This window comes from Bacteroides caecigallinarum (genome assembly GCF_021530995.1).
Lineage (GTDB): Bacteria > Bacteroidota > Bacteroidia > Bacteroidales > Bacteroidaceae > Phocaeicola > Phocaeicola faecigallinarum.
Genome location: NZ_JADYTF010000001.1, coordinates 67,583 through 90,404, shown reverse-complemented (window position 1 = coordinate 90,404; position 22,822 = coordinate 67,583). Strand labels below are relative to the sequence as shown.

General features: G+C 40.0%; 19 protein-coding genes. 4 read left to right on the top strand and 15 right to left on the bottom strand.

The window, feature by feature from the left end:
* Positions 1-9 precede the first annotated feature (9 nt).
* A complete protein-coding gene (locus tag I6E24_RS00350; RefSeq protein ID WP_235325331.1) occupies positions 10-1,458 on the top strand; it encodes a catalase in 1,449 nt (482 codons plus the stop codon).
* Between the two features lie 194 nt (positions 1,459-1,652).
* Positions 1,653-2,378 carry a DNA repair protein RecO gene (recO, locus tag I6E24_RS00345; protein WP_204507764.1) on the top strand — a complete coding sequence of 242 codons (726 nt, stop codon included), beginning with the start codon at positions 1,653-1,655 and terminating at the stop codon, positions 2,376-2,378.
* Positions 2,379-2,533: 155 nt separating this feature from the next.
* Here recO and I6E24_RS00340 read toward each other — a convergent pair whose 3' ends face one another.
* The 15 genes from I6E24_RS00340 to rsmH all read right to left on the bottom strand — a co-directional run bounded on the left by I6E24_RS00340 (position 2,534) and on the right by rsmH (position 20,693).
* The gene (locus tag I6E24_RS00340) at positions 2,534-3,832 is read right to left on the bottom strand and encodes an ABC transporter permease (protein ID WP_235325328.1); all 1,299 of its coding nucleotides are present in this window, start codon (positions 3,830-3,832) and stop codon (positions 2,534-2,536) included.
* A gap of 26 nt (positions 3,833-3,858) precedes the next feature.
* On the bottom strand, positions 3,859-4,776 hold the full coding sequence (locus I6E24_RS00335; RefSeq protein WP_235325326.1) for an ABC transporter ATP-binding protein: 918 nt from the start codon (positions 4,774-4,776) through the stop codon (positions 3,859-3,861).
* A 118-nt stretch (positions 4,777-4,894) separates the two neighbouring features.
* Positions 4,895-5,344: a GatB/YqeY domain-containing protein gene (locus tag I6E24_RS00330; RefSeq protein WP_235325324.1), complete on the bottom strand. Its 450-nt coding sequence runs from the start codon at positions 5,342-5,344 to the stop codon at positions 4,895-4,897.
* A 72-nt stretch (positions 5,345-5,416) separates the two neighbouring features.
* On the bottom strand, positions 5,417-6,724 hold the full coding sequence (gene ftsZ / locus I6E24_RS00325) for a cell division protein FtsZ (protein ID WP_235325322.1): 1,308 nt from the start codon (positions 6,722-6,724) through the stop codon (positions 5,417-5,419).
* A gap of 26 nt (positions 6,725-6,750) precedes the next feature.
* Positions 6,751-8,520 carry a cell division protein FtsA gene (gene ftsA / locus I6E24_RS00320; protein WP_235325320.1) on the bottom strand — a complete coding sequence of 590 codons (1,770 nt, stop codon included), beginning with the start codon at positions 8,518-8,520 and terminating at the stop codon, positions 6,751-6,753.
* Positions 8,521-8,525: 5 nt separating this feature from the next.
* Entirely contained in the window at positions 8,526-9,260 is a 735-nt protein-coding gene (locus I6E24_RS00315) for a cell division protein FtsQ/DivIB (protein WP_235325318.1), read from the bottom strand.
* Positions 9,257-10,633 carry a UDP-N-acetylmuramate--L-alanine ligase gene (gene murC / locus I6E24_RS00310; RefSeq protein WP_235325317.1) on the bottom strand — a complete coding sequence of 459 codons (1,377 nt, stop codon included), beginning with the start codon at positions 10,631-10,633 and terminating at the stop codon, positions 9,257-9,259. Before murC ends, I6E24_RS00315 begins: the two co-directional genes overlap by 4 nt.
* Positions 10,623-11,753: an undecaprenyldiphospho-muramoylpentapeptide beta-N-acetylglucosaminyltransferase gene (murG, locus tag I6E24_RS00305; protein WP_235325316.1), complete on the bottom strand. Its 1,131-nt coding sequence runs from the start codon at positions 11,751-11,753 to the stop codon at positions 10,623-10,625. Before murG ends, murC begins: the two co-directional genes overlap by 11 nt.
* Positions 11,754-11,895: 142 nt before the next feature.
* The gene (locus tag I6E24_RS00300) at positions 11,896-13,179 is read right to left on the bottom strand and encodes an FtsW/RodA/SpoVE family cell cycle protein (protein WP_235325315.1); all 1,284 of its coding nucleotides are present in this window, start codon (positions 13,177-13,179) and stop codon (positions 11,896-11,898) included.
* A gap of 12 nt (positions 13,180-13,191) precedes the next feature.
* A complete protein-coding gene (gene murD / locus I6E24_RS00295) occupies positions 13,192-14,526 on the bottom strand; it encodes a UDP-N-acetylmuramoyl-L-alanine--D-glutamate ligase (RefSeq protein WP_235325313.1) in 1,335 nt (444 codons plus the stop codon).
* Between the two features lie 12 nt (positions 14,527-14,538).
* Complete coding sequence (locus tag I6E24_RS00290; protein WP_235325310.1) at positions 14,539-15,807, bottom strand: phospho-N-acetylmuramoyl-pentapeptide-transferase; 1,269 nt, start codon at positions 15,805-15,807, stop codon at positions 14,539-14,541.
* 12 nt (positions 15,808-15,819) lie between these two features.
* Positions 15,820-17,274, bottom strand: coding sequence for a UDP-N-acetylmuramoyl-L-alanyl-D-glutamate--2,6-diaminopimelate ligase (locus I6E24_RS00285; protein ID WP_235325308.1), 1,455 nt, complete (start codon positions 17,272-17,274; stop codon positions 15,820-15,822).
* Positions 17,275-17,296: 22 nt separating this feature from the next.
* Positions 17,297-19,411 carry a penicillin-binding protein gene (locus tag I6E24_RS00280; RefSeq protein ID WP_235325306.1) on the bottom strand — a complete coding sequence of 705 codons (2,115 nt, stop codon included), beginning with the start codon at positions 19,409-19,411 and terminating at the stop codon, positions 17,297-17,299.
* Entirely contained in the window at positions 19,411-19,767 is a 357-nt protein-coding gene (locus I6E24_RS00275; protein ID WP_235325304.1) for an FtsL-like putative cell division protein, read from the bottom strand. The genes I6E24_RS00280 and I6E24_RS00275 overlap by 1 nt, the downstream gene beginning before the upstream one ends.
* A gap of 11 nt (positions 19,768-19,778) precedes the next feature.
* Positions 19,779-20,693, bottom strand: coding sequence for a 16S rRNA (cytosine(1402)-N(4))-methyltransferase RsmH (rsmH, locus tag I6E24_RS00270; RefSeq protein ID WP_235325302.1), 915 nt, complete (start codon positions 20,691-20,693; stop codon positions 19,779-19,781).
* A 292-nt stretch (positions 20,694-20,985) separates the two neighbouring features.
* Between rsmH and I6E24_RS00265 the strand changes: the two genes are divergently transcribed.
* The gene (locus I6E24_RS00265; protein ID WP_235325300.1) at positions 20,986-21,804 is read left to right on the top strand and encodes a 1-acyl-sn-glycerol-3-phosphate acyltransferase; all 819 of its coding nucleotides are present in this window, start codon (positions 20,986-20,988) and stop codon (positions 21,802-21,804) included.
* Between the two features lie 36 nt (positions 21,805-21,840).
* On the top strand, positions 21,841-22,818 hold the full coding sequence (locus tag I6E24_RS00260; RefSeq protein WP_235325298.1) for a GNAT family N-acetyltransferase: 978 nt from the start codon (positions 21,841-21,843) through the stop codon (positions 22,816-22,818).
* Positions 22,819-22,822: the final 4 nt, after the last annotated feature.

Sequence of the window (22,822 nt, the reverse complement as noted above, 5' to 3'; positions counted from 1 at the left end):
GAGGTATTTATGGAAACAAAAAAACTGACAACAGCCCAGGGGGCACCTGTAGCCGACAATCAGAACGTGGCTACTGCCGGAAAGAGAGGACCTATGCTTCTACAGGACGTATGGTTCCTTGAGAAGCTGGCTCATTTTGACAGAGAGGTAATTCCTGAAAGGCGTATGCACGCAAAAGGTTCGGGCGCTTTCGGAAAATTCACTGTTACTAATGATATTACCAAATACACCAAAGCTGCCATCTTCTCTGAAGTAGGCAAGGAGACAGAACTGTTCGTACGTTTCTCTACTGTGGCGGGCGAACGCGGAGCTGCCGATGCGGAACGCGACATCAGAGGTTTTGCCATCAAGTTCTATACAGAGGAAGGCAATTGGGACCTCGTGGGAAACAATACTCCGGTATTCTTCTTGCGTGATCCGCTTAAGTTCCCTGACTTGAATCATGCCGTGAAGCGTGACCCTCGCACAAACATGCGCAGCGCTAAGAACAACTGGGACTTCTGGACACTGCTTCCCGAAGCTCTCCATCAGGTTACAATCACAATGAGCGACAGAGGTATTCCGTATTCTTACAGACATATGCACGGATATGGAAGTCATACATTCTCGTTCATCAATGCCGAGGGAGTACGCACATGGGTGAAATTCCATCTTCACACCATGCAGGGAATCAAGAACCTGACAGACCAGGAGGCAGAGGCAATCATAGCAAAAGACCGTGAAAGCCATCAGCGCGATTTGTACGAAAGCATTGAGAGGGGCGACTTCCCGAAATGGAAGATGTTCGTACAGCTTATGACAGAGGAGCAGGCAAGAAACTGTCCTTACAATCCGTTCGACCTGACCAAAGTATGGTCGCAGAAAGAATATCCGCTCGTTGAGGTAGGTATTATGGAACTCAACCGTAATCCTGAAAACTATTTTGCCGATGTGGAACAGGCTGCGTTCAATCCGGCAAACGTGGTTCCGGGCATCAGCTTCTCGCCTGACCGCATGCTTCAGGGACGTCTGTTCTCGTACGGCGACACCCAGCGTTACCGACTCGGCGTGAACCATCATCAGATACCTGTAAACCGTAGCCGTTGTCCGTTCCTTAATATGTATCACCGCGACGGACAGATGCGTGTGGACGGCAATCATGGTTCTACTATCGGCTACGAGCCAAACAGCTTCGGTGAATGGATGAACCAGACTGAATACAAGGAACCACCTCTGGAACTTGACGGAGCAGCATATCAGTGGGATTACCGTGAGGACGACACTGACTATTATTCACAGACAAGGGCCCTCTTCCGTCTGATGACTCCGGAACAGCAGCAGGTTTTGTTTGAAAACACAGCCAGATCTATGGGCGACATACCTGTAGAAATCAAGCGCAGACATATAGACAACTGTATGAAAGCCGATGAGGCTTACGGCCGTGGAGTGGCAAAAGCACTTGGACTGGAGATTGATTGATGCTGCGATAATAAAATAAAACGCGGCCGTGTTTTGATTCGAACGTGGTGTTATTCGAAGTCAAACACGGCCGTGTTTTTTTTAAAAGTCTTTGAAGTGCATTTTATCATATAGGAAAAGAAATACGCCAATCGTTTAAATAACTTTACAACGGGTTTCAGTGTTTCGTATTTTATTGATAACTTTGTATTGATATGTTGCAGAGATATAAAGGAATAGTATTATGTTCATTCAAGTATAATGACACAAAAAATATCGCCCATGTCTTCACGCGTGAGAATGGGCGAATGTCTTTTCTTGTGTCAGCTTCACGTTCGAAGAAGCAGGGGGCCATAAGTTTGCTGTTCCAGCCATTGGCGATGGTTGAACTTGAAGCTGATATTCGTCCCCGTTCTTCGCTGCATCCTGTTCGTGAAGCCCGGCTTTGGCATGTATTCGGTTCACTCCCATATAATCCGTATAAGTCCGGAATAGCGATGTTTCTGTCTGAGTTCCTTTTTCGTGTCTTGAAAGAAGAGGGTAGGGATGAGGCTCTTTTTTCGTATTTGTCCGGTTCGGTGATGTGGCTTGATGCCTGCGAGAAAAGTTTTTCGAATTTCCATCTTGTGTTCCTCATTCGCCTGTCGAGGTTTCTCGGACTTTATCCCAATACAGAGGATTATGCCGAAGGTGCTTATTTCGACCTTATGAATGCCTGTTTCACAATGGAGAAACCTTTTCATGGGATGTTCCTCCATCCTGAGGAGTCGGCACGTATAGTCAATCTGATGCGTATGAAGTACGACAATATGCATCTGTTTGCCATGAACCGTATGGAGAGGAACAGGTGCCTTGATATCATAAACGAATATTACAGGCTGCACCTGCCTGATTTTCCTGAACTGAAGTCTTTGCCGGTTTTGCAGGAACTGTTTATATAAGAAATACCCGTTGGCTGAATTAAGTCATTTTAAGCTTAACTATCCAACGGGTATTGTTTTCGTTTGCCGACAGCTGTCGGCAGTGATGTCGACACGTGTCTGTAATGTTGCTGACAGCTGTGGGCGGTATTGCTGACACGTGTCGGAAGAAGAATTTATTTATAGCTTATCCATCTTATCATTTCCTTTAGAGAAGGTTTCTTGCCATACATAAGTATTCCTACTCTGTAAATTTTGCCAGCCAGCCATATCAGTGTGAATGCCGATGCATAGAGAATAACGAGCGATAGAGCTGTCTGCCATCCCGGAGCATCCAGCGAAACACGTACCATGGAAACTACAGGCGAAGTGAATGGAATCATTGAGCACCAAACGGCTAGTGGACCGTCGGCATTTTCTGCACTGTAGATTGCGGCATAGAGTGCGAACACCAGAAGGAAAATTATTGGTGTCATGAACTGCTGTGAATCTTCTGCTTCATTGATAGACGCGCCTATTGCTGCAAATATTGAGGCATAAACCAGATATCCGCCTATAAAATTCAGGACGAAGATACCACCCAGTGCAGGCAGGTTAAGGTTGTGGATAGATGCAAGTATTGCATTTGCTTCCGAAGGCTCCGGCATTGGTGTCGAAGTAGCAGCCATCATTGCGTCAGGATTTGACATTGCTGATACTCCGAACATTAATCCTGCTACGGTAATTATTATGGCGAGCATTACTCCCCAAATGGCAAGCTGAAGTATTCCCACAAGGCCAATTCCTATGATTTTGCCTATCATTAGCTGGAACGGACGTACTGACGAAATCATAAGCTCTACGATACGGTTAGTCTTCTCTTCCATCACACTTTGCATTACCATACCTCCGTATGACATTACGAACATATAGATGAGGAATGTCAGTATCATACCTGCTGCTACTGCTACTCCCGCATTCGATTCGCTCTCGCTGCCATCGTCGCTCCATTTGATTGTGCGTATGCTGTAGGTCTGGTCGAAATCGTTCATAATCCTCTGCAGCTGAGGAATGTTGTAGCTTACCAGTTTGTCGTGACGGATCTGTTCGTTGATGGCATTGTTCACTATTCGCGACAGTCCTTGTGGAATCTCCTTGCGCGAATAGATGGCTGCCGCATCAGGATTCTCTATCAGGTCGGCTGTGATTTCTATTACTGCACTGTAGACTGTTGTATCTGAGCGGAATTCCTCTTTCATTTCCTCCTCAGGGTAGAAAAGATAGGATTCGTCATTAGCCATCATCGGGAAATATTTTCCTGTATGGTCTATCACGGCAATGTTTTTCTGTTCGTCGCTCTTTACCATCGAAAGCATCAGCGGTACGAATATCAGTGCTGCGAAGATGAACGGCATCAGAACAGTCAGTATGATGAATGATTTTTTGCTCACGCGGTTCATGAACTCGCGGTGAATTATAATGAATGTCTTGTTCATATTGTATAATCAATAGAGGGTTGATATTACGGTTTGCTGTTCTCTACGGTTCTGATGAAAATCTCGTTCATTGAAGGCAGGCATTCGGCGAATGAAGTTATCTCATTTTCTGCTGCGATACCGGCCAGCAGTTGTGAGTTGCTCAGGTCGCTATTCTTCTTGATAGTGAATATCTGTTCTCCGCCTTTAATTTCTGACGAAAGAATTTCGAACATACTGTTGGCTGACAACTCTTCTCCTAAGTGCAGTCCCAGTCTGTAAGTATTGGTTTTGAATTGAGAACGTACTTCGTTCACTTCCCCCTGAAGTACCACCTGCGAGTGGTTTATCAGTGCTATGTTGTCGCATATCTCTTCTACCGACGACATGTTGTGAGTAGAGAAGATAATGGTGTGGCCTTGATTCTTGAGTTCCAGTATCTCTCTCTTCAGAAGTTCCGCGTTCACCGGGTCGAAACCGGAGAACGGTTCGTCGAATATCAGCAACTGAGGTTTGTGGAGTACAGTGATTACGAACTGCACTTTCTGCTGCATACCCTTTGATAGTTCTTCGAGTTTTTTGTCCCACCACTGTGTGATCTCGAATTTGTCGAACCATTCTTTCAGGCGTTTTCTAGCTTCATGTTTGTCCAGTCCTTTCAGTTGTGCAAGGTAGATAGCCTGTTCGCCTACTTTCATTTTCTTGTACAGTCCTCTTTCTTCAGGCAGATAACCTATCTTGTAGATGTCGTCAGCCTGCGAAAGACGTCCGTCGAAATATACCTCACCCGAGTCAGGGGCTGTAATGCGGTTGATGATTCTTATAAGTGTGGTTTTTCCGGCTCCGTTAGGTCCCAGCAGTCCGAAGACCTGTCCTTTCGGAACATTTATGCTGACACCGTTAAGGGCCGTGTGGTTGGCATAACTTTTCACTATGTTATGCGCTTCCAAGAAGTATTCGCTCATAAATGTTTGATTTTAAGTTGTAAAAAACGGTATATAAATTATGCATGTGTCGTCATCTGTGTCATAATCTATATACCGTTGTCTCTTGTATTGTTTCTATTTCTGTATTTCGTGATTATTAGCCCAGAAGCTCTTTAACCTTGGCTGATATAGCCCTGCCTTCAGCAAGACCGGCAAGTTCTTTTGAAGCTACTCCCATGACCTTACCCATGTCTTTGCCGTCTTTTGCTCCTGTACGTTCGATTATCTCTTTAAGTTTAGCCTCAAGCTCTTCTGCAGAAAGTTGCTTTGGAAGGTAAGTCTCGATTACTCTTACCTGTGCCATTTCAGCTTCTGCCAGGTCAGCGCGTCCCTGTCCTTCATACACTGCTGCAGAATCTTTTCCTTGTTTCACAAGTTTCTGCATAATCTTCAGTGCGGCATCATCAGTCAGGGTATCGTTGGCTCCAGGGGCTGTTTTTGCTTCAAGGAAGAATTTTTTTACGTTACGCAAAGTTTCAAGTCTTACTTTGTCTTTAGCCTTCATGGCTTCTTTAATATCGTTGCTTATTTGTTCAAATAAATCCATATCTTTAAGTTTTAAGTTTAAAATTCCAATGTTAATATGCCTCACTCTTTTGTATGACTGGCATTCCTTTTATCAGAAGAAACTGATTACAGAACTTTCGTTGCCGTTGTTCTCGGTCATTTGTGCTGGAGTTTCCTGCATTGCGGCTTTTGACTGTATGCTTTCCAGTTCGCTCTTTGTTCTTTTGTAGGCAGGTATAGTTTCTACCATGCTTATAATGTCTTCGTTGTCAAGATCCTCCTGACTGAATACATACAGATGATGTCTTCTTTTTCTGTTTGTCCTTACTATGTTTGCCCCGTAATAGCTACTTCGACGGTCTTCTTTTTTCTGTCTGATTTCTTCCTGTTCTGCCAGACGTTCCTCTTCTTCTTTGGTATGTTTCTGTATTACATTATCCATTCCCGGTACATCCGAAATACCGAAGCCGGTGGCAAGGATAGTGAACTTGATTTTTGATTCGAGCGAACTGTCTTCGTAAAGACCCCATTTGGTTTCAAAGTCTTTTCCGAATTTGCTCATGAAGTCATGGATTTCATCCATTTCGTTCATCATTAGTTCGCTTGTAGGGCTATATGTAATGACGAAAAGTACCTTCTTGGAATTGAAGATGTCGTTATTGTTTAACAAAGGTGAGTTAAGTGCATCGTTGATGGCCTTTGTTACCCTTCCTTCTCCTTCGCCATAGCCGGTGCTCATTATAGCCACACCACCGTCCTTAAGTACTGTTTTCACATCGTTAAAGTCGAGGTTAATCTTACCTCTTAAGGTGATTATTTCTGCTATACTCTTTGCGGCTACCGACAAAGTGTCGTCGGCTCTTCCGAAAGCGTTCATTACGCTTATGTCTGAGTATACATCACGAAGTCTCTCGTTGTTGATAACCAGAAGGGCATCAACATGTTTGCTCATTTCTTCTACACCGTCAAGTGCCTGGTCTATTTTTTTGTTTCCTTCAAAGAGGAATGGAATAGTAACTATACCTACGGTAAGGATGTCCATGTCCTTTGCCGCCTTGGCAATGATTGGTGCGGCACCGGTTCCTGTTCCACCACCCATACCGGCAGTGATGAAAGCCATGCGGCATCCGTCGTTGAGCATATCTTTTACCTGTTCAATACTTTCTTCGGCTGCAGCTCTGGCTTTTTCCGGACGGTTACCGGCTCCAAGACCTTCGCTACCCAACTGTAGTTTTATAGGAACAGGTGATTCGTCCAATGCCTGATTATCGGTATTACACACTACGAAGTTTACGTCGTGTATACCTTCTCTGTACATGTGATTTACGGCGTTTCCTCCACCTCCACCTACTCCTATGACTTTTATTATATGCTGTACGTCTTTCGGAAAATCGAAAGGCATTGTTGTTTCATCTGACATATCTTTGAGTATTTAATTTAAAATTCTTATTTTATTCCGTCGAAAAACTCTTCCGAAGCTTTGCTCATACCTTGCTTTATTCTGTCGAAGATACTTCTTTTCTTGTTTTTCTGTGACTTAATAATCTTTTCTTCCAGATCTTCTATAATCAGGTTACATTCCGGAATGTTATATTTTCTTGCAGCGTCAAGTTTTTCTTTTGCAGTCTTATATTTTTCTCTGTCTATCAACTCTACGGCTTCTTCCAGAAGTTTGTCGCATACTTCTTTTCTCTGTTTTTCCTTCTGTTTCTCAGCCTGAAGCTGGGCCTCCTTGATGGCTTTTACTCTTTCAGCTTCATCAAGAAGTCTCTTTGCTTCTTTCTCAAGAGAATCAATTTCGCGTGCCTTTGCCTCTACATTCATTTCTTTTGCCTTTGCCAGAACTTCCAAAGCATCGGTATAACTTCTGCTCAATATCAGTTGTGAAGCCTCTATTACCAGTTTGTGGCATTCTTTTGTGTAGTCTATAACATCAACTGTTACAGTTTCTTCTTCTACGTTTACAGTGTCATTGTCTGCACTGTTTTCTATTATTGTATTGTCTTCGGTTTCTTGAGATTTTGAATCATCATTGAAGTCAAACTGATGACCTCTTTTAGGGTCTACTCTGCAACAATTCTCTTCGCCTGATAACAGAATACCTACAAGCGTATTCGATTTACCGTTTTTAGGAAGATTGATTTTTCCTGTAAGGTTGATTTCGCCTGTATGTGCCACTCTTACTTTCTCTATCTTTGTGATGTTTGTTATGGCCTTGTCAATGTTAGGCATGTTTGATACTCCACCGGTAACTACAATACCAGCCATTAGTCCGTCACTGTAGTTTGATAGTTTGATTTGGTTGAATACGTTAGTTATTATTTCATTAACTCGCGCTTCTACAATATCTTCCAGAGTTCTTGACATTATTGAGCATTTACCATCGATAGCGTATTCAGTATCCTGAACTTCTTCACCTTCTTTATATTCTGTATACGCAGATGCATATCTAAGCTTTATAAGTTCAGCATCATCTTCTTCTATTTGCTTACTGCAAATATCTTTCGTGATATTATTGCCTCCTAAAGGAATTACACATACATGACGTAGTATGTTGTTCTTATATATCGCAACAGTTGTTGTATCGGCACCAAGGTCAATAAGCGCGCATCCCGATCTTTTTTCATTTGTAGTAAGTACAGTGTCGGCGGTAGCCATAGGAGAAATAGTGAATCCTGCTATTTCATAACCTGTATGCGAAAGGCATTGTTTGATATTCTGCTTTACAGAGGGGCGTGCAATGATATTCAGATAGTTTCCTTCTATACTGCTAGCTGTAGTTCCCACAGGTTCTGTCAGCAGATTGTTACCTACCTTATATTCTTGAGGTTCAACTGCCAGAATTTCATAATCCAGGAGTGGAGTTTCAATGTTGGCTTCCATCATGCTGTCAATTATGGCTTGCGATATTCTGGTATCATCACCCAGTTGTCTGGTTTCAGTGTTCTTGATGCTTCTAAGTGATAATCCGCCCACACCTATATATACTTTCTTAATCCCTGCCTGAAGTTTTGTTTCCAGGTCTTTGATTATAGAAGTCAGTTTCTGTGTAGTTTTATCCAGATTATAGATAACTCCCTTTTTTATACAGTCGTCCGACTTTTCTGAAGAATATGCCAGTATGTTAATGCTGCCGTCAGCATTTTTCTTGCCGGCTATACCTGATATATCCGTCGAACCTAATTCTATTGCTACTATGAAATCTGTTGCTGCCATTGTTCTTACTCCTTTTTTGTGCAAATTATCTGGTTATTGAATTCTACGCTTATACGATTATATTTGTTCCATCCCACTTTGTTCAACCCCTCGGTATAGAAAGCTTTCAGCTTTCTGAATTTAGTTTCATATGATTCCGGTTTTCCAATGAAGAGGATGTGATTACCTACTCTAGGAACAAGTTCTATCTCCTGTTTGGGAGTTACGTTTATTTGTTCAATCTGTGCATTCCAGAACTTGTCAGTCTGGAGGAAACGTGCTAGTTCGAAAAGCTTGTCCTGTGCAAATTTTCTGTCTATATACCCTGTTGCTACAGCTACGTGTACTGGTTTGCCGCTGGCTTTCATTGCTTTTCCCTCATTGTCTATATAGTAATTGTCACCATTACTACTCATCACTCTCAATAGTGGGATTCTCTGATACAGGTCTATTTTAACTTTCCCCCCTGCAGTGATATAACATTCGGCATCTTTTACAAACGGATTCTTTTCCAAAAGAAGTTCCATTTCCCGTGTATTGATGTCCTTTTGTTTTACGTCTACAGGCAGTAGTTTCTCCCGTTTCAGTGATCCTTCTATATCATGAAGTGTTATGAACCCGTAGTCAATATCGTCCATTATTTCCAATTCCATACCCTTGCAAGTCCGTTCTAATGGCTTTGCATTAAATAAAGTGACTGCCAGAACCAGATAAACAGAAGTGGCAATCAAAGCTATGAGTATGAGAATTCGTTTTATCATCTATTTTTTAGTATGTTATATATTTGTGGAACCATATTGTCAATGTCTCCGGCACCAAGTGTAATAAGTACCTCTATTTCTCTTTTGGCTATTATATCAGTCAAATCCTCCTTTTTACACATAATGGCTGATGCTTTGTTTTCCAGACAATCGAATATCAGTTGGCTGGTAACACCATCGATAGGAAGTTCTCTTGCCGGATATATGTCGAGCAGGATTACTTCGTCTGCCAATGAAAGGCTTGCTGCAAATTCCTTATAAAAATCTCTTGTCCTGGTGTACAGGTGTGGCTGGAATACGACTGTTACCTTTTTACCTGGGTAAAGAGCTTTTATAGAAGATATGCTTTGCTTTATTTCAGCCGGATGGTGTGCATAGTCGCTCAGGAAGACCAGATTCTCTTCTTTTATCTTGAAGTCGAATCGTCTGTCTACTCCGCCGAATGTTGGCATCGCTTTTTTTATCTCCTCGTCAGTAACTCCTGCTATCTGTGCAAGCGCCATTGCTGCTACACCATTCTCTATGTTTACATACACAGGTACTCCCAACTGAATATCGTTGATATTACCTAATGGAGATATATAGTCGAATATAATTTCTCCATTCCCTATTCTGATATTTTCAGCTCTGAAGTCTCCTTCGCCTATACCGTATGTGAAAACCTTTACGCCTTCTTTTACACGTGGAGAAAGTTCAATACCCTTCTTTACTATCAGATATCCGTTCGGAGTAATCAGTGAAGTGTATTTATTGAAACTTTCCAGATATGCTTCGCGTGTACCGTAAATATCAAGATGATCAGAGTCTACTGCTGTCACTACAGTGGCAAACGGAGTCAGCCAGTGGAATGACCTGTCAAACTCATCTGCTTCTATCACAACGTACTCGCTTGTTTCTGAAAGCAGCAGGTTTGTCTTATAGTTTTTTGATATACCTCCCAGAAAAGCATTGCATCCTACGTGTGACTGATGCAGCAGATGTGCAGTCATGGTTGATGTAGTAGTCTTTCCATGTGTGCCAGCCACGCACAATCCTTTCTCTGTATGCGTAATCATTCCAAGCACCTGTGCGCGTTTCAATATCTCGAAACCGTTTTCTCTGAAGAATACCAGTTCCTTGTGCTCCTGAGGAATGGCAGGTGTGAAGATTACCAGTGTAGACTCTTTACATTTACATTCTTCAGGTATGAGTTCTATATTCTCTTCGTAGTGTATATCAGCACCTTCTTCAATCAATTTTTCAGTAAGTTCGCTAGGGGTACGGTCATATCCTCCCACTTTCTTACCTTTCGACAAGAAATATCGTACCAATGCGCTCATTCCTATACCACCCGCACCTATGAAATAAACCGATTTTATAGAATTAATGTTCATGTTCGTTCTTATATTTTTCTGCCAGTTTGCATACCTCAGCCGCAATGGTAGCTGCTGAATTGTGGAATGCAAGCTTCTTAATATTTGTACTGAGAGACTCCAATTTTTCCTTATTTTCAACTAATGAAACTGCCGCACTGATGAGTTTGCCGTCAGCTTCAGAATCTTTGATGTATACTGCAGCATCTTTGTCTACGAGTGCCATGGCATTTTTAGTCTGATGGTCTTCTGCAACGTTCGGTGAAGGAACAAGAATAACCGGCTTGCCCAAAAGACAGAACTCGGATATTGAACCGGCACCTGCACGACTCACTACCAGATCGGCTGCTGTATATGCTGCATTCATATCAGAAATGAAGTCAGTGGTATGTATCATCTTCGGACTGCCTGCTTCGGCATAGCATTTCTTTGCTTCCTCGATATAGAATTTACCGGTTTGCCAGATGAACTGCACTCCCGACTGTTTTATCTCGTCCATGGCATGCATGACACAGTTGTTGAGTGTCCTTGCTCCGAGGCTACCTCCGATTATCAGTATTGTTTTCTTTGTAGGGTCCAGTCCGAATGACTTTATAGCTTCCTCTTTTGAAAGTTTATTATCGAGCAATCCTTGTCTTACAGGATTACCTGTCATTATTATCTTGTTCTTATCGAAGAATCTTTCCATTCCAGGATATGCCACACAAATTTTTTCAGCTTTGGCTGCCAATAGTTTATTTGTCACTCCGGCATATGAATTCTGCTCCTGAATAAGTGTAGGTATTCCCATTGCACCTGCCATCTTAAGAGTTGGGCCACTGGCATAGCCACCCACTCCTACGGCTGCATGAGGATTGAAGTCTTTGATAATCTTACGTGCTATCATTTGGCTTCTTATAAGTCTTACGACTACTGCAAAATTCTTAAGCAGATTTTTCCTGTCGAATCCGGCTACCGGCAATCCTATTATTTTATATCCTGCTGCCGGAACTCTTTGCATTTCCATCCTGCCTTCAGCTCCCACGAAGAGAATCTCTGCATCAGGTCTGGCTTCCTTTATGGCGTTAGCAATGGAAAGAGCAGGAAAAATATGACCTCCTGTACCGCCACCGCTTATTATTATACGTAGATTATCGTTCATATCTCTTTAGCTGTTAGTAAACCGAAGATTAAATCTCCAACATTTTCATTTTTATCTTATTTTTCGCAAAGTTATCAATAAACTTCAAATAAATACATAATAAGAAGAAATTAATATGTATATATTACTATAATACAAATTTTTAGTTTATTTCCTTATTATTGTCTTGTGAGTCCTTTTCCGCTAATTCTAATGCTGCATTCTTTAGAATAGAAACGGCTGCGTCGTGTAGTTGTGCTTCTTTAAGTGCTTCTTCTTCCTCTTTCTTTGCCTGCATTTCATATACGTGTCGACTTATGCTTAATATAATGCCTATGTATACGGAATTAATAAGGATAGATGTACCTCCTTTACTGATTAGTGGTAATGGTTGCCCTGTTACAGGAATAATTCCTACGGCAACAAGCATATTGAACATTGCCTGTATTGACAGCAATACACCAATTCCTATAATTAGTAGTGCATAATAGGACTCGTCGCACCCTCGTGCTATTTTTCCTATTCTTAGTAGAAGGACAATATATAACATGGCTACAAAAGCGCCTCCTACCAGTCCTAATTCTTCTATTATTATTGCGTATATAAAATCGGAAAAGGCTTGCGACAGAAAGTCTCTTTGAACGCTGTTTCCCGGTCCTTTGCCAAGTATGTTACTAGTCGCAATGGCAATGTTGGCATGTGCAACCTGTGCATCATTGTCTATGTCGAATTTGGCAGCAGGAACTTGAGCTTGATTGAAGTGGTTATCAAGACGGCTTTTCCAGGTAGTAAGACGATGCAGACCTACAGCATCCCATGCCTTGTCCGGAACAAACTTGATAGCGCCAATCATCAGAAAACCTCCCAAAGCACATACTCCAAACAGTTTGCCAAGCTGTTTCATAGGAACACGGCCTATGAACATCATTATAAATACCGTAGCACACAGCAATGCGGCTGTCGACAGGTTTTCTGTAACGATAAGCATTACTGTTATACCTGTAGATATAAGTATATACTTGAAAGCTTTCCTATCTGTTCCATCTTCTTGCTGGAACTTGGCCAAGGTTATGGCAACGGAAATAATCAGTGCCATTTTTGCCACCTCAGATGGTTGGAACTGGAAGAACCCCATGTCAATCCATCTCCTCGCTCCGTTTGTCATCGCTCCCTTTATCAGTACGACCAACAGTAGCCACCATGAAATGGGGAGAAGCATATTTAGTCTTTTAAACCATCTGCATGGCATCAGGTGTGTAAAAAATACAATGATGGTACCTGCCATAATGAGTGTCATGTGGGATGTAATAGGCCTCCAGTGGTCACCTGATTTAAACGTAAGTGTACTGGATGCACTGAACACCTCTATGATTGATATAAGGCAGAATAGCATGAATATAATCCATACTATTCTGTCGCCTTTGAATAATTTCTTTAGCAAATCCATCTTTATGTCAGATTATAGTTTTTTTACACAATTCTTGAATTGTTCACCTCTGTCCTCGTAGCTCTTGAATAAGTCGAAACTTGCGCAACAAGGGCTCAGCAATACTGTTTCTCCGTCTTTAGCCATCTTGTATGCTGCGTTTACGGCATCTTCCATGCTTTGCACATCGGCAATCGGGAGTCCAAAGCCGTCGAAGAAATCATGCAGTTTTTCATTGTGTAGTCCCATGAATATAAGTCCGCTGCATTTTTCTCTTACCAGATCGGCTATTTCGTTGTAATCGTTTCCTTTATCCTTGCCTCCAAGTATTAATACAGTCTTGGTAGTCATACTCTGTAGGGCATACCAGCATGAGTTTACGTTTGTTGCTTTAGAGTCATTGATATATTCTACTCCTTTAATCCTTGCTACTTTTTCCAGTCTGTGTTCCACACCCTTGAAGTCATTCAGAGCTTCTCTTATGCACTCTTTTTTTATTCCGGCAATATTGGCCGACAGTCCGGCAGCCATTGAATTGAACAGATTGTGCTTACCAGTAAGGGCAAGTTCCTCCTGTTCCATGTTGAATGCGATAGGTTCGGTAAAGCATATTCGTTTTTCCTGGACATATGCCACTGTTCCTTCCTCTTTCGTTTCTGCGAATGGATAGTAATGGCCGTGTATTCCGTATTTATGCAATTCTCGCTGTATAATAGGATCGTCGTTCCAGAATATAAATGCGTCATTTTCTGTCTGGTTCTGTATGATTCTGAATTTTGCATCTACATAGTTCTGCATTTTGTATTCATATCTGTCTAGATGGTCAGGTGTGATGTTCATCAATACAGCTATGTTGGCATGAAAGTCATACATATTGTCAAGCTGGAAGCTGCTTAATTCTATTACATAATAGTCATAGTTGCATTCGGCTACCTGATATGCCAGACTCTGTCCTATATTTCCTGCCAGACCTACATTCAGTCCGGCTTTCTTGAATATATGGTAGATAAGCGAAGTTGTAGTAGTTTTACCATTGCTTCCTGTTATACATATCATTTTAGCGTTTGTGTATCTTCCTGCAAATTCAATTTCTGAAATTATAGGAATGTTCTTTTCCTTGATCTTTAGGATCATAGGCGCATCATTAGGTATTCCGGGGCTCTTTATAACCTCGTCAGCATTAAGTATAAGTTCTTCGGTATGCTTGCCTTCTTCCCATTCAATACCTTTGCTGTCAAGCATGTACTTATACTTGTCCTTAATCATCGACATATCCGAAACGAATGTGTCAAATCCTTGTTTCTTTGCCAGTACGGCAGCTCCCGCTCCGCTTTCACCGGCTCCTAAAATGACAATTCTTTTTGCCATGGTAAACTAGTTTTATCTTATCTTTAAAGTTATTATTGTTATTGCTGCCAGAACTATTGTAACGATCCAGAATCGGACTGTTATTTTTGATTCATGGAATACGTTGCTAGGTCCTGTAAATATATATGAACAGTTTGGGTCAAGCTGTGCCATTGTTGTCCTGAAATGGTCATGAATAGGGGTACGTTTGAAAATTCTTTGTTTCACCCCTTTCTTTTTACCTCTTTGGAAGTATTTCACCTGTAGTATGACCGATAAATTTTCTACCAGGAATACTCCACACAAAATAGGTATAAGCAGTTCTTTGTGTATAATAATAGCAAAAACCGCAATGATGCCACCTATGGTTAAGCTTCCTGTATCTCCCATGAATACTTGTGCTGGAAATGCGTTATACCAGAGGAAACCTATCAGTGCACCAATGAATGCACATATAAAAATAACCAGTTCTTCACTTCCTGGAATATACATTATATTCAGATATGAAGCATATTCAATATGACTGGAAACGTAAGCCAATATACCTAGTGTGACACCTATGATGGCCGAGTTCCCAGCTGTCATACCGTCCATTCCATCGTTCAGATTTGCACCGTTTGATACAGCCGTTACTACGAAAATGGTTATTATGACGAAAACCACCCAACCTGCGGCTTGGGCATGTTCTCCCATAAATCCGACAAAATCAGCGTAATCTAAATTGTTATTTTTAAAGAATGGAATTGTTGTTTTTGTGGATTTTTCGTCATGTGCTTTGTGAATTACATCTACAATTTCACCATTCTTTTGAATTTCCACATTTTCGCGGATTACGACATTGGGGCTCAAATACAATGTCAGACCAACTATGAATCCCAAGCCTACCTGTCCTATGATTTTAAACTTGCCATGTAATCCTTCCTTATCTTTCTTGAATACTTTTATATAGTCGTCAAGGAAACCAAGAGTTCCCAGCCATACTGTAGTAATCAGCATTAGTATCATGTAAACATTGTGTAGTTTACCAAGTAGTAGACATGGAATGAGTATTGCTACTATTATAATAATACCTCCCATTGTCGGAACTCCCTTTTTGTTTACATTGAAAGGGTCTATCGAAGCATCTCTTTGTGTTTCTGTTATCTGTTTTTTCTTAAGTGCTCTTATAAAGAATTCACCGAAAATGGCAGAGATCAATAGCGATAGTATAACCGCTATAAGAGCTCTGAAAGATACGTATCCGAACATTCTTGCGCCTGGGAAATCAAACTGTTCCAGATATTTGAATAGATAGTATAACATTTTAAATTTTTGTTATTCGTTACTGAAAATTTCTTTTACTATTTCTTTATCGTCAAAGTGATATTTTACTCCTTTTATATCTTGGTAGTTTTCATGTCCCTTACCGGCTATCAGTATCACATCACCCTGATTTGCCAGCATGCAGGCTGTACGTATAGCTTCTTTCCTGTCTGTTATAGCCAATACTTTCTTCATCTCTTCCTTGTTTAGTCCTGCAAGCATGTCGTTAATAATGTCTTGAGGCTCTTCAAAACGAGGATTGTCCGATGTAATTATTACCTTATCACTTTGTTTTACTGATTCCTGTGCCATTATTGGCCTCTTGCCTTTATCTCTATTTCCACCGGCACCTACTACAGTAATAACATTTCCTCTACCTTTAAGTACGTCATGTATTGCATTCAATACATTTACAAGTGCATCCGGCGTGTGTGCATAGTCTACTATTGCTGTATAACCTTTAGGTGAACGCATTGAATCGAATCTTCCGTTTACAGGTCGTAAAGTACTAAGCTGAAGTAATATATCTTCAGGCTTCTTGCCCAAAAGATAAGTTGCACCATAAACGGCAAGCAGGTTATATGCGTTGAATTTGCCTATAAACTGGACGTTAACCTCTGTGTTATTTATATCCATAAGCATCCCCTCAAAACCGTCTTCAAGTACTTTCCCCTTGAAATCTGCCATTGTTCGTAGAGAGTAAGTGGCGATTTTTGCTTTTGTATTTTGTACCATTACCAGCCCATTCTTGTCATCGGCATTTGTAAGTGCAAATGCGGTTTTAGGTAATCCGTCGAAGAATGCTTTTTTTGCTTTCAGATAGTTCTCTACAGTCTTGTGGTAATCCAGATGGTCTCTTGTAAGATTTGTGAATATGCCTCCAGCAAATTTAAGTCCTCCTATTCGTTTTTGTGCTACAGAATGTGAACTTACTTCCATGAAAGCATATTTACATCCTTCATCTGCCATTTTGCCAAGTAGCTTGTTAAGTGTTATAGGGTCTGGAGTAGTATGTTCCGTAGGAATTGCTTCATTATCTATATAGTTGCATACAGTTGAAATCAGTCCTACTTTATAGCCGAACGCTCTGAACATATTATATAATAATGTGGCGATGGTAGTTTTACCGTTTGTTCCTGTCACTCCGACTAGATCTAGCTTGTCAGTGGGATTTCCATAAAATGTGGTTGCTATTTTCCCTACAGCATCTTCTGTATCGTTTACTGTAACGTAAGTAACACTATCTGCAGTTGTTTCCGGCAATTTTTCACAAATAATAGCTGTTGCACCTAGTTCAACGGCTTTTCCTATATAATTGTGTCCGTCAGCTTGAGTCCCTTTAATAGCTATGAAGGCATTTCCTTCCTTTATATTTCTGGAATCAATTTCTATTCCGTTTATTTCAATTTCCTCACTGCCAGTTATTTCATATTTACCGACAGGTTTTAGTAATTCTTTTAGAAGCATGGATTTTGTATTTTTAAGTTCTTTAATGTTTCAATGTTAATAATATCGTCTGACCTTTTTTTACTGTACTTCCCGGAATTATACTTTGCGAAACAACTTTTCCCATTCCGCTTAATCTTACTTTTAAACCTTTCTCCTCAAGTAGGAATACGGCATCTTTTGCGCCCATCCCTCTCACGTTAGGAACAAGTTTGTCGTTAACGTTTAATTCTGTTAGTCGTACATTATTTATCTCTCCGGCAGCTTTACACCATTCTATTCCGTTTCCTGGCTCATTGAAGTTTATGTCAAGTTCGCCAAGAATATATTTGGTCTCGTTTATACTACCGTTCTTTGTATCGGGAATCATTACTGAAGTTGAATCTTTTGCTTGTGCCAGATCAAAAAACAGATGTTTAGCATAAACTCTTTCTGCTATTTTGCTGAATACGCTACCAGCCTGTACACCTCCGGAAGGGCTAGCCTTTGGAGCTTGAATTGCAACATAACAGCTGTACATAGGATTTTCGGAAGGGAAATATCCGCAAAAACTAACCAAATGTTTTGTTCCTCCACTCTTGTATCCGGCTTTACCTTGTGAAATTTGTGCAGTACCTGTTTTCCCTGAAACACTGAACAATTTGCTACCAGCTGGTTTTGCAAGGCCATTGGCTACTACACTTTTGAGTATCATCCTTATCTGTTCAAGTGTTTTATCCGAGCATATCTTTTCGTTTACAACTTCAGTTGGAAAGTCTTTTATGATATTACCATCCTTAGTAATAGCCTTAACAAACTTTGGCTTTATCATTTTTCCATCATTCGCTATAGCATTGTAAAAATTGAGTATATATATAGGAGGAATCTGAGTTTCATAACCTATACTCATCCATGGTAAAGTGGTTTTTGCAAAATATCTTTCCTTTGGACCAAGTATTCTTGGACTTGCTTCGCCTATAAATCCAAGATCCAAAGGTGTATCAATACTCATTCTTTTAATGCCATCAATGAATCTTTGTGGATTATCTCCATAAAAATTGTCTATGATTTTAGAGACACCTATATTGGAAGATACTTCAAGTATTTTCGTAACATTAATTACTCCATATCCACCTTTATACCAGTTCCAATCTCTCATCCTGCTGCCGTGCATATTTACTATTCCCTGTTCGGTATCAACCTCATAATCAGGTGTGATGTATCCATCTTCCATTGCTACCATTATAGAAGCTGTCTTAAAAGTGGAACCGGGTTCCATAAGATTGCTTACAGCCAGATTTCTCATTTCATAATATTTACCGTCTCCGGCTCTTGTCATATTAACATTAGCCTTTACGTCTCCGGTTTTTACCTCCATAACTATGGCAACTCCAGCTTCTGCCTGTAAGCTGGTTAGTTGGTCCACAAGAGCTTTCTCAGCTATATCCTGCATATCAACATCAATTGTTGTTATGAGGTCGCATCCGTCTACAGGCTCTTTATCTGTTATATTAAGATACATATTACGGACTTTCTGTCGGTGAGTAATACCTACTTCACCTTTTAGATATTTGTCGTATGTAAGTTCCAGACCGTTTTTTGCTCCCAAAGCTGTGTCTGGGTATAAGTCACCTAAAGTTCTCATTGCTAGTGAACCAAATGGTTTTTTACGTTGGTTATATGCCAACTCATGAAGTCCGCTGGTATATCTGTTAAGTGAGAATAACGGTAGTTTCTTTACTTCCTTATATTCTATGTATGAAATTCTGTTTGGATATAGCAGGTAATTCCTACTACCCAGTTTCCTACCCCTTAAGATAGTTTTTCTGAATTCAGCAGCACTTTTGTCTGGGAAGATTCTGTGAAGCCCTTCGCATATTTCCTGCAAATGGTTCATTAACATAGTGTCTTTTTTCACTCCGCCGGCTTTGAAGTCCATATATATTCTGAATTCCGGCAAGCTGCTGGCCATAAGCTTCCCGTCTGCAGAAATTATATTACCGCGTGTAGGGAAGACTATTACGTTTTCACGTACAAATCTGTCAGCTACATCTTTCCAATACTGCCTTTCTGCAAACATGATAATACCTGCCTTGACGATTACTGCAATGGCCAGTAAAGCCATTATCAGCACGAAAAAGGTGTATCTAAGAGTTATGTTCTTGTGTCCTGGTATCATTAATAATCCTCCTTAATCAAATATGGTGGTTTGGCAGAAGTCTCAAGTGGAGTGCCTTTCTCTGATATGTAGGTCTCTATTCTCGATTGGCGACTCTTTTCTGTCAGTTCGGATGAAATAGTCAGGGCATCGTATTTAATATCCGTCAGCTCTTTCTTAAGCTTATCTATTTCAATCATTTCTCTTTGGCTGGAATATCTGTTGTCGATATATACTATAGTCAGTACTACAATCAGACATAGCAGATTTACCTGTCTTCTAAAGAAATCATGGGCTAGAATATCACCTCCAAGAATACTTTTCCATGTTATACCGGAATTTTTCTGTCCGTTGTTTGAATTATCTTTGTTACCCATATTCTATCTATTTATTTCTTTTCCGCTATCCTTAGTTTTGCACTTCTCGATCTTGGATTTGTCTCTATTTCATTGTCTGTCGGTACTATGACTTTATTGTTTATAATCTTGAACGGAGTTTTCACGTTCCCGAAAAAGTCTTGTTCCGTTTTCCCTTCTATATTCCCGGTTTTCATAATGTTTTTAACCATCCTGTCTTCCAACGAATGATATGTGATAACCGAAAGTCTTCCACCTGGTTTTAAAATTTCCGAAGCAGCCATAAGCATTTCTTTTAATGCTTCCATTTCATGGTTCACTTCTATCCTGAGAGCTTGGAAAACTTTTGCCAATTCTTTTTTTTCTCTCTCTCTTCCATAAAGAGGCTTTATTACATCCAAAAAGTCTCCTATAGTTTCAAACTGTTTTGTAGTTCTTCTTTTTACAAGAGTAGCAGCCAGCTTCCTACTGTTCTTTAATTCTCCGTATAAATAAAAGATATCAGCCAGCTTCTCTTCTTCGTAAGTGTTTATTATATCGGAGGCGGTCATGCCGGATCTTTTGTTCATTCGCATATCCAGTTTGCCTTCAAAACGGAATGAAAATCCTCTTTCAGAGTCGTCGAAGTGATGTGACGAAACTCCTAAATCTGCCAAAATTCCATCCACTTCAGTAATTCCATAGTATTTTAAAAAGTTTTTTAGATACCTGAAATTACTTCTTACGAATGTGAATCTACTGTCATTGACGATGTTACTTTCTGCATCTTCATCCTGGTCAAAACTGTAAAGTTTGCAGGTCTCGTCCATCCTTTTTAAAATCTCTTTCGAATGTCCTCCACCACCAAAAGTGACATCAACATAAATACCTCCTTTTTTCAAGTCCAGGCCGTTTATGCTTTCGTCAAGTAGTACCGGTATATGATATGTCTGTTTTACATCGTCCATAAATGTCTTTTTTTTAGCTTTATACCTTATTATCCAAATTAGGCGTAAAATTATAAATTTACTTACAAAATCAACGTATGAAAATCTGAAAATCTTTCCAAAAGTTATCAACAGGTATGATGATATGATTTCAAAAATGAATATTGTTTAAAACAAATGTAAAAAAAGTGTCTGAAAATGTGTTGTCATATATTTTTTAGCATGTTATTGTGTATTTTTTCCACTAAAATGTAACTTTTTGCAAAAGATACACTATTTTTGCGCTGAATAACCCGAAAAAACAAGAAGGCTTATGTCAGACAATTCCGTATTTCTGATTGATATAGACAAAATTTTAAAGGATAAGGCAGGCAAGAAAGCTCGCCGTGTTCCTCGTTTTGTAGTTTCTTATCTTAAGCGTATAGTTCATCAGGATGAAATAAACAGTTTTTTATCAAGTGTTTCTGATAAGACAGGAGTCGATTTCCTTGAAGCTTGTATGGAGTATCTTGATATTAAACTTGAAGTGGAAGGTGTTGAAAACTTGCCTGAAACGGGATTGTGTACTTTTGTTTCAAACCATCCTCTAGGGGGACAGGATGGTATTGCCTTAGGTTATGTTTTAGGTAAACATTACAATGGTAGAATTAAATATCTGGTAAACGATTTATTGATGAATCTTCATGGATTGGCTCCTCTGTGTATTCCAATAAATAAAACAGGTTCTCAATCAAGAGATTTTCCACGCATGGTTGAAGCAGGTTTTCGTTCCAATGAACACATTATAATGTTCCCCGCAGGATTATGTTCCAGAAGGAATAATGGCGTAATAAGAGACTTGGAATGGAAGAAAACATTCATTTCAAAAAGTATAGAAACTCATCGTGACGTAGTTCCTATTCATTTTGAAGGTCGTAATTCAGATTTCTTTTACAATTTGGCCAACTTATGTAAGTTCTTTGGGATAAAATTTAATATAGCTATGTTGTATTTGGCTGACGAAATGTATAAAAACAGGCATAAAACTTTTAAGATAACGATCGGAAAACCAATACCATGGCAGACTTTTGATAAAACCCGTTCGCATGCGGGATGGGCTGAATATGTACGCGATTTGGTATATAAATTATAGCTTTACAGAGAAAAAACAAGAATATAGAGGAAATATATGGAAGATATTATTGCTCCGATTGATAAAGAAATATTGAAATCGGAATTGACAGAGGAAAAACGTTTAAGATTTACAAATAAGAGTCATAACGAAATATATATTGTTACTTGGAAAGATTCTCCTAATGTATTGAAGGAGATTGGACGTCTGCGTGAAATAGCATTTCGCGAAGCTGGGGGGGGTACAGGTAAGTCTCTTGATTTGGATGAATATGATTTGATGGAGAATCCATACAAGCAGTTGGTCGTATGGAATCCTGACGCAGAAGAAATTTTGGGAGGTTATCGCTATTTGTTTGGTGATGAAGTGGAATTTGATGAACACGGAAAACCTGTGTTGGCTACAGCTCACATGTTTAATTTTTCAGAGAAATTCCTGAAAGAATATATGCCTTATACGGTAGAGTTGGGACGTTCTTTCGTTACATTGGAATATCAGTCTAGCCGTGCCGGTTCTAAAGGACTTTTTGCCTTGGATAATCTTTGGGATGGTCTTGGTGCATTGACGGTTATAAATCCTAAGATGAAATATTATTTCGGTAAGATGACTATGTATCCAAGTTATAACCGTTACGGACGCGATATGATTCTTTATTTCCTTAATAAGCATTTCAGCGATCCAGATGCTTTGATTACTCCGGTTCAGCCTCTTGAGATTGAAACTGATGTTAAACAGTTGGAGAAGCTTTTCTGCTGTAATACTTTTAAGGAAGATTATAAGATATTGAATACTGAGGTCCGCAAATTAGGATATAATATACCTCCATTGGTAAATGCATATATGAGTTTGTCGCCTACAATGCGTATGTTCGGTACTGCTATTAATTATGGTTTTGGAGATGTGGAAGAAACAGGTATACTTATAGCGGTAGATGAAATATTGGAAGAAAAACGTGTACGTCATATAGAATCATATATTAAAGAACATCCGGAAGCTTTGAATATAACATCAGGTGCAAATCCGGTGGTTAGCTGAAATC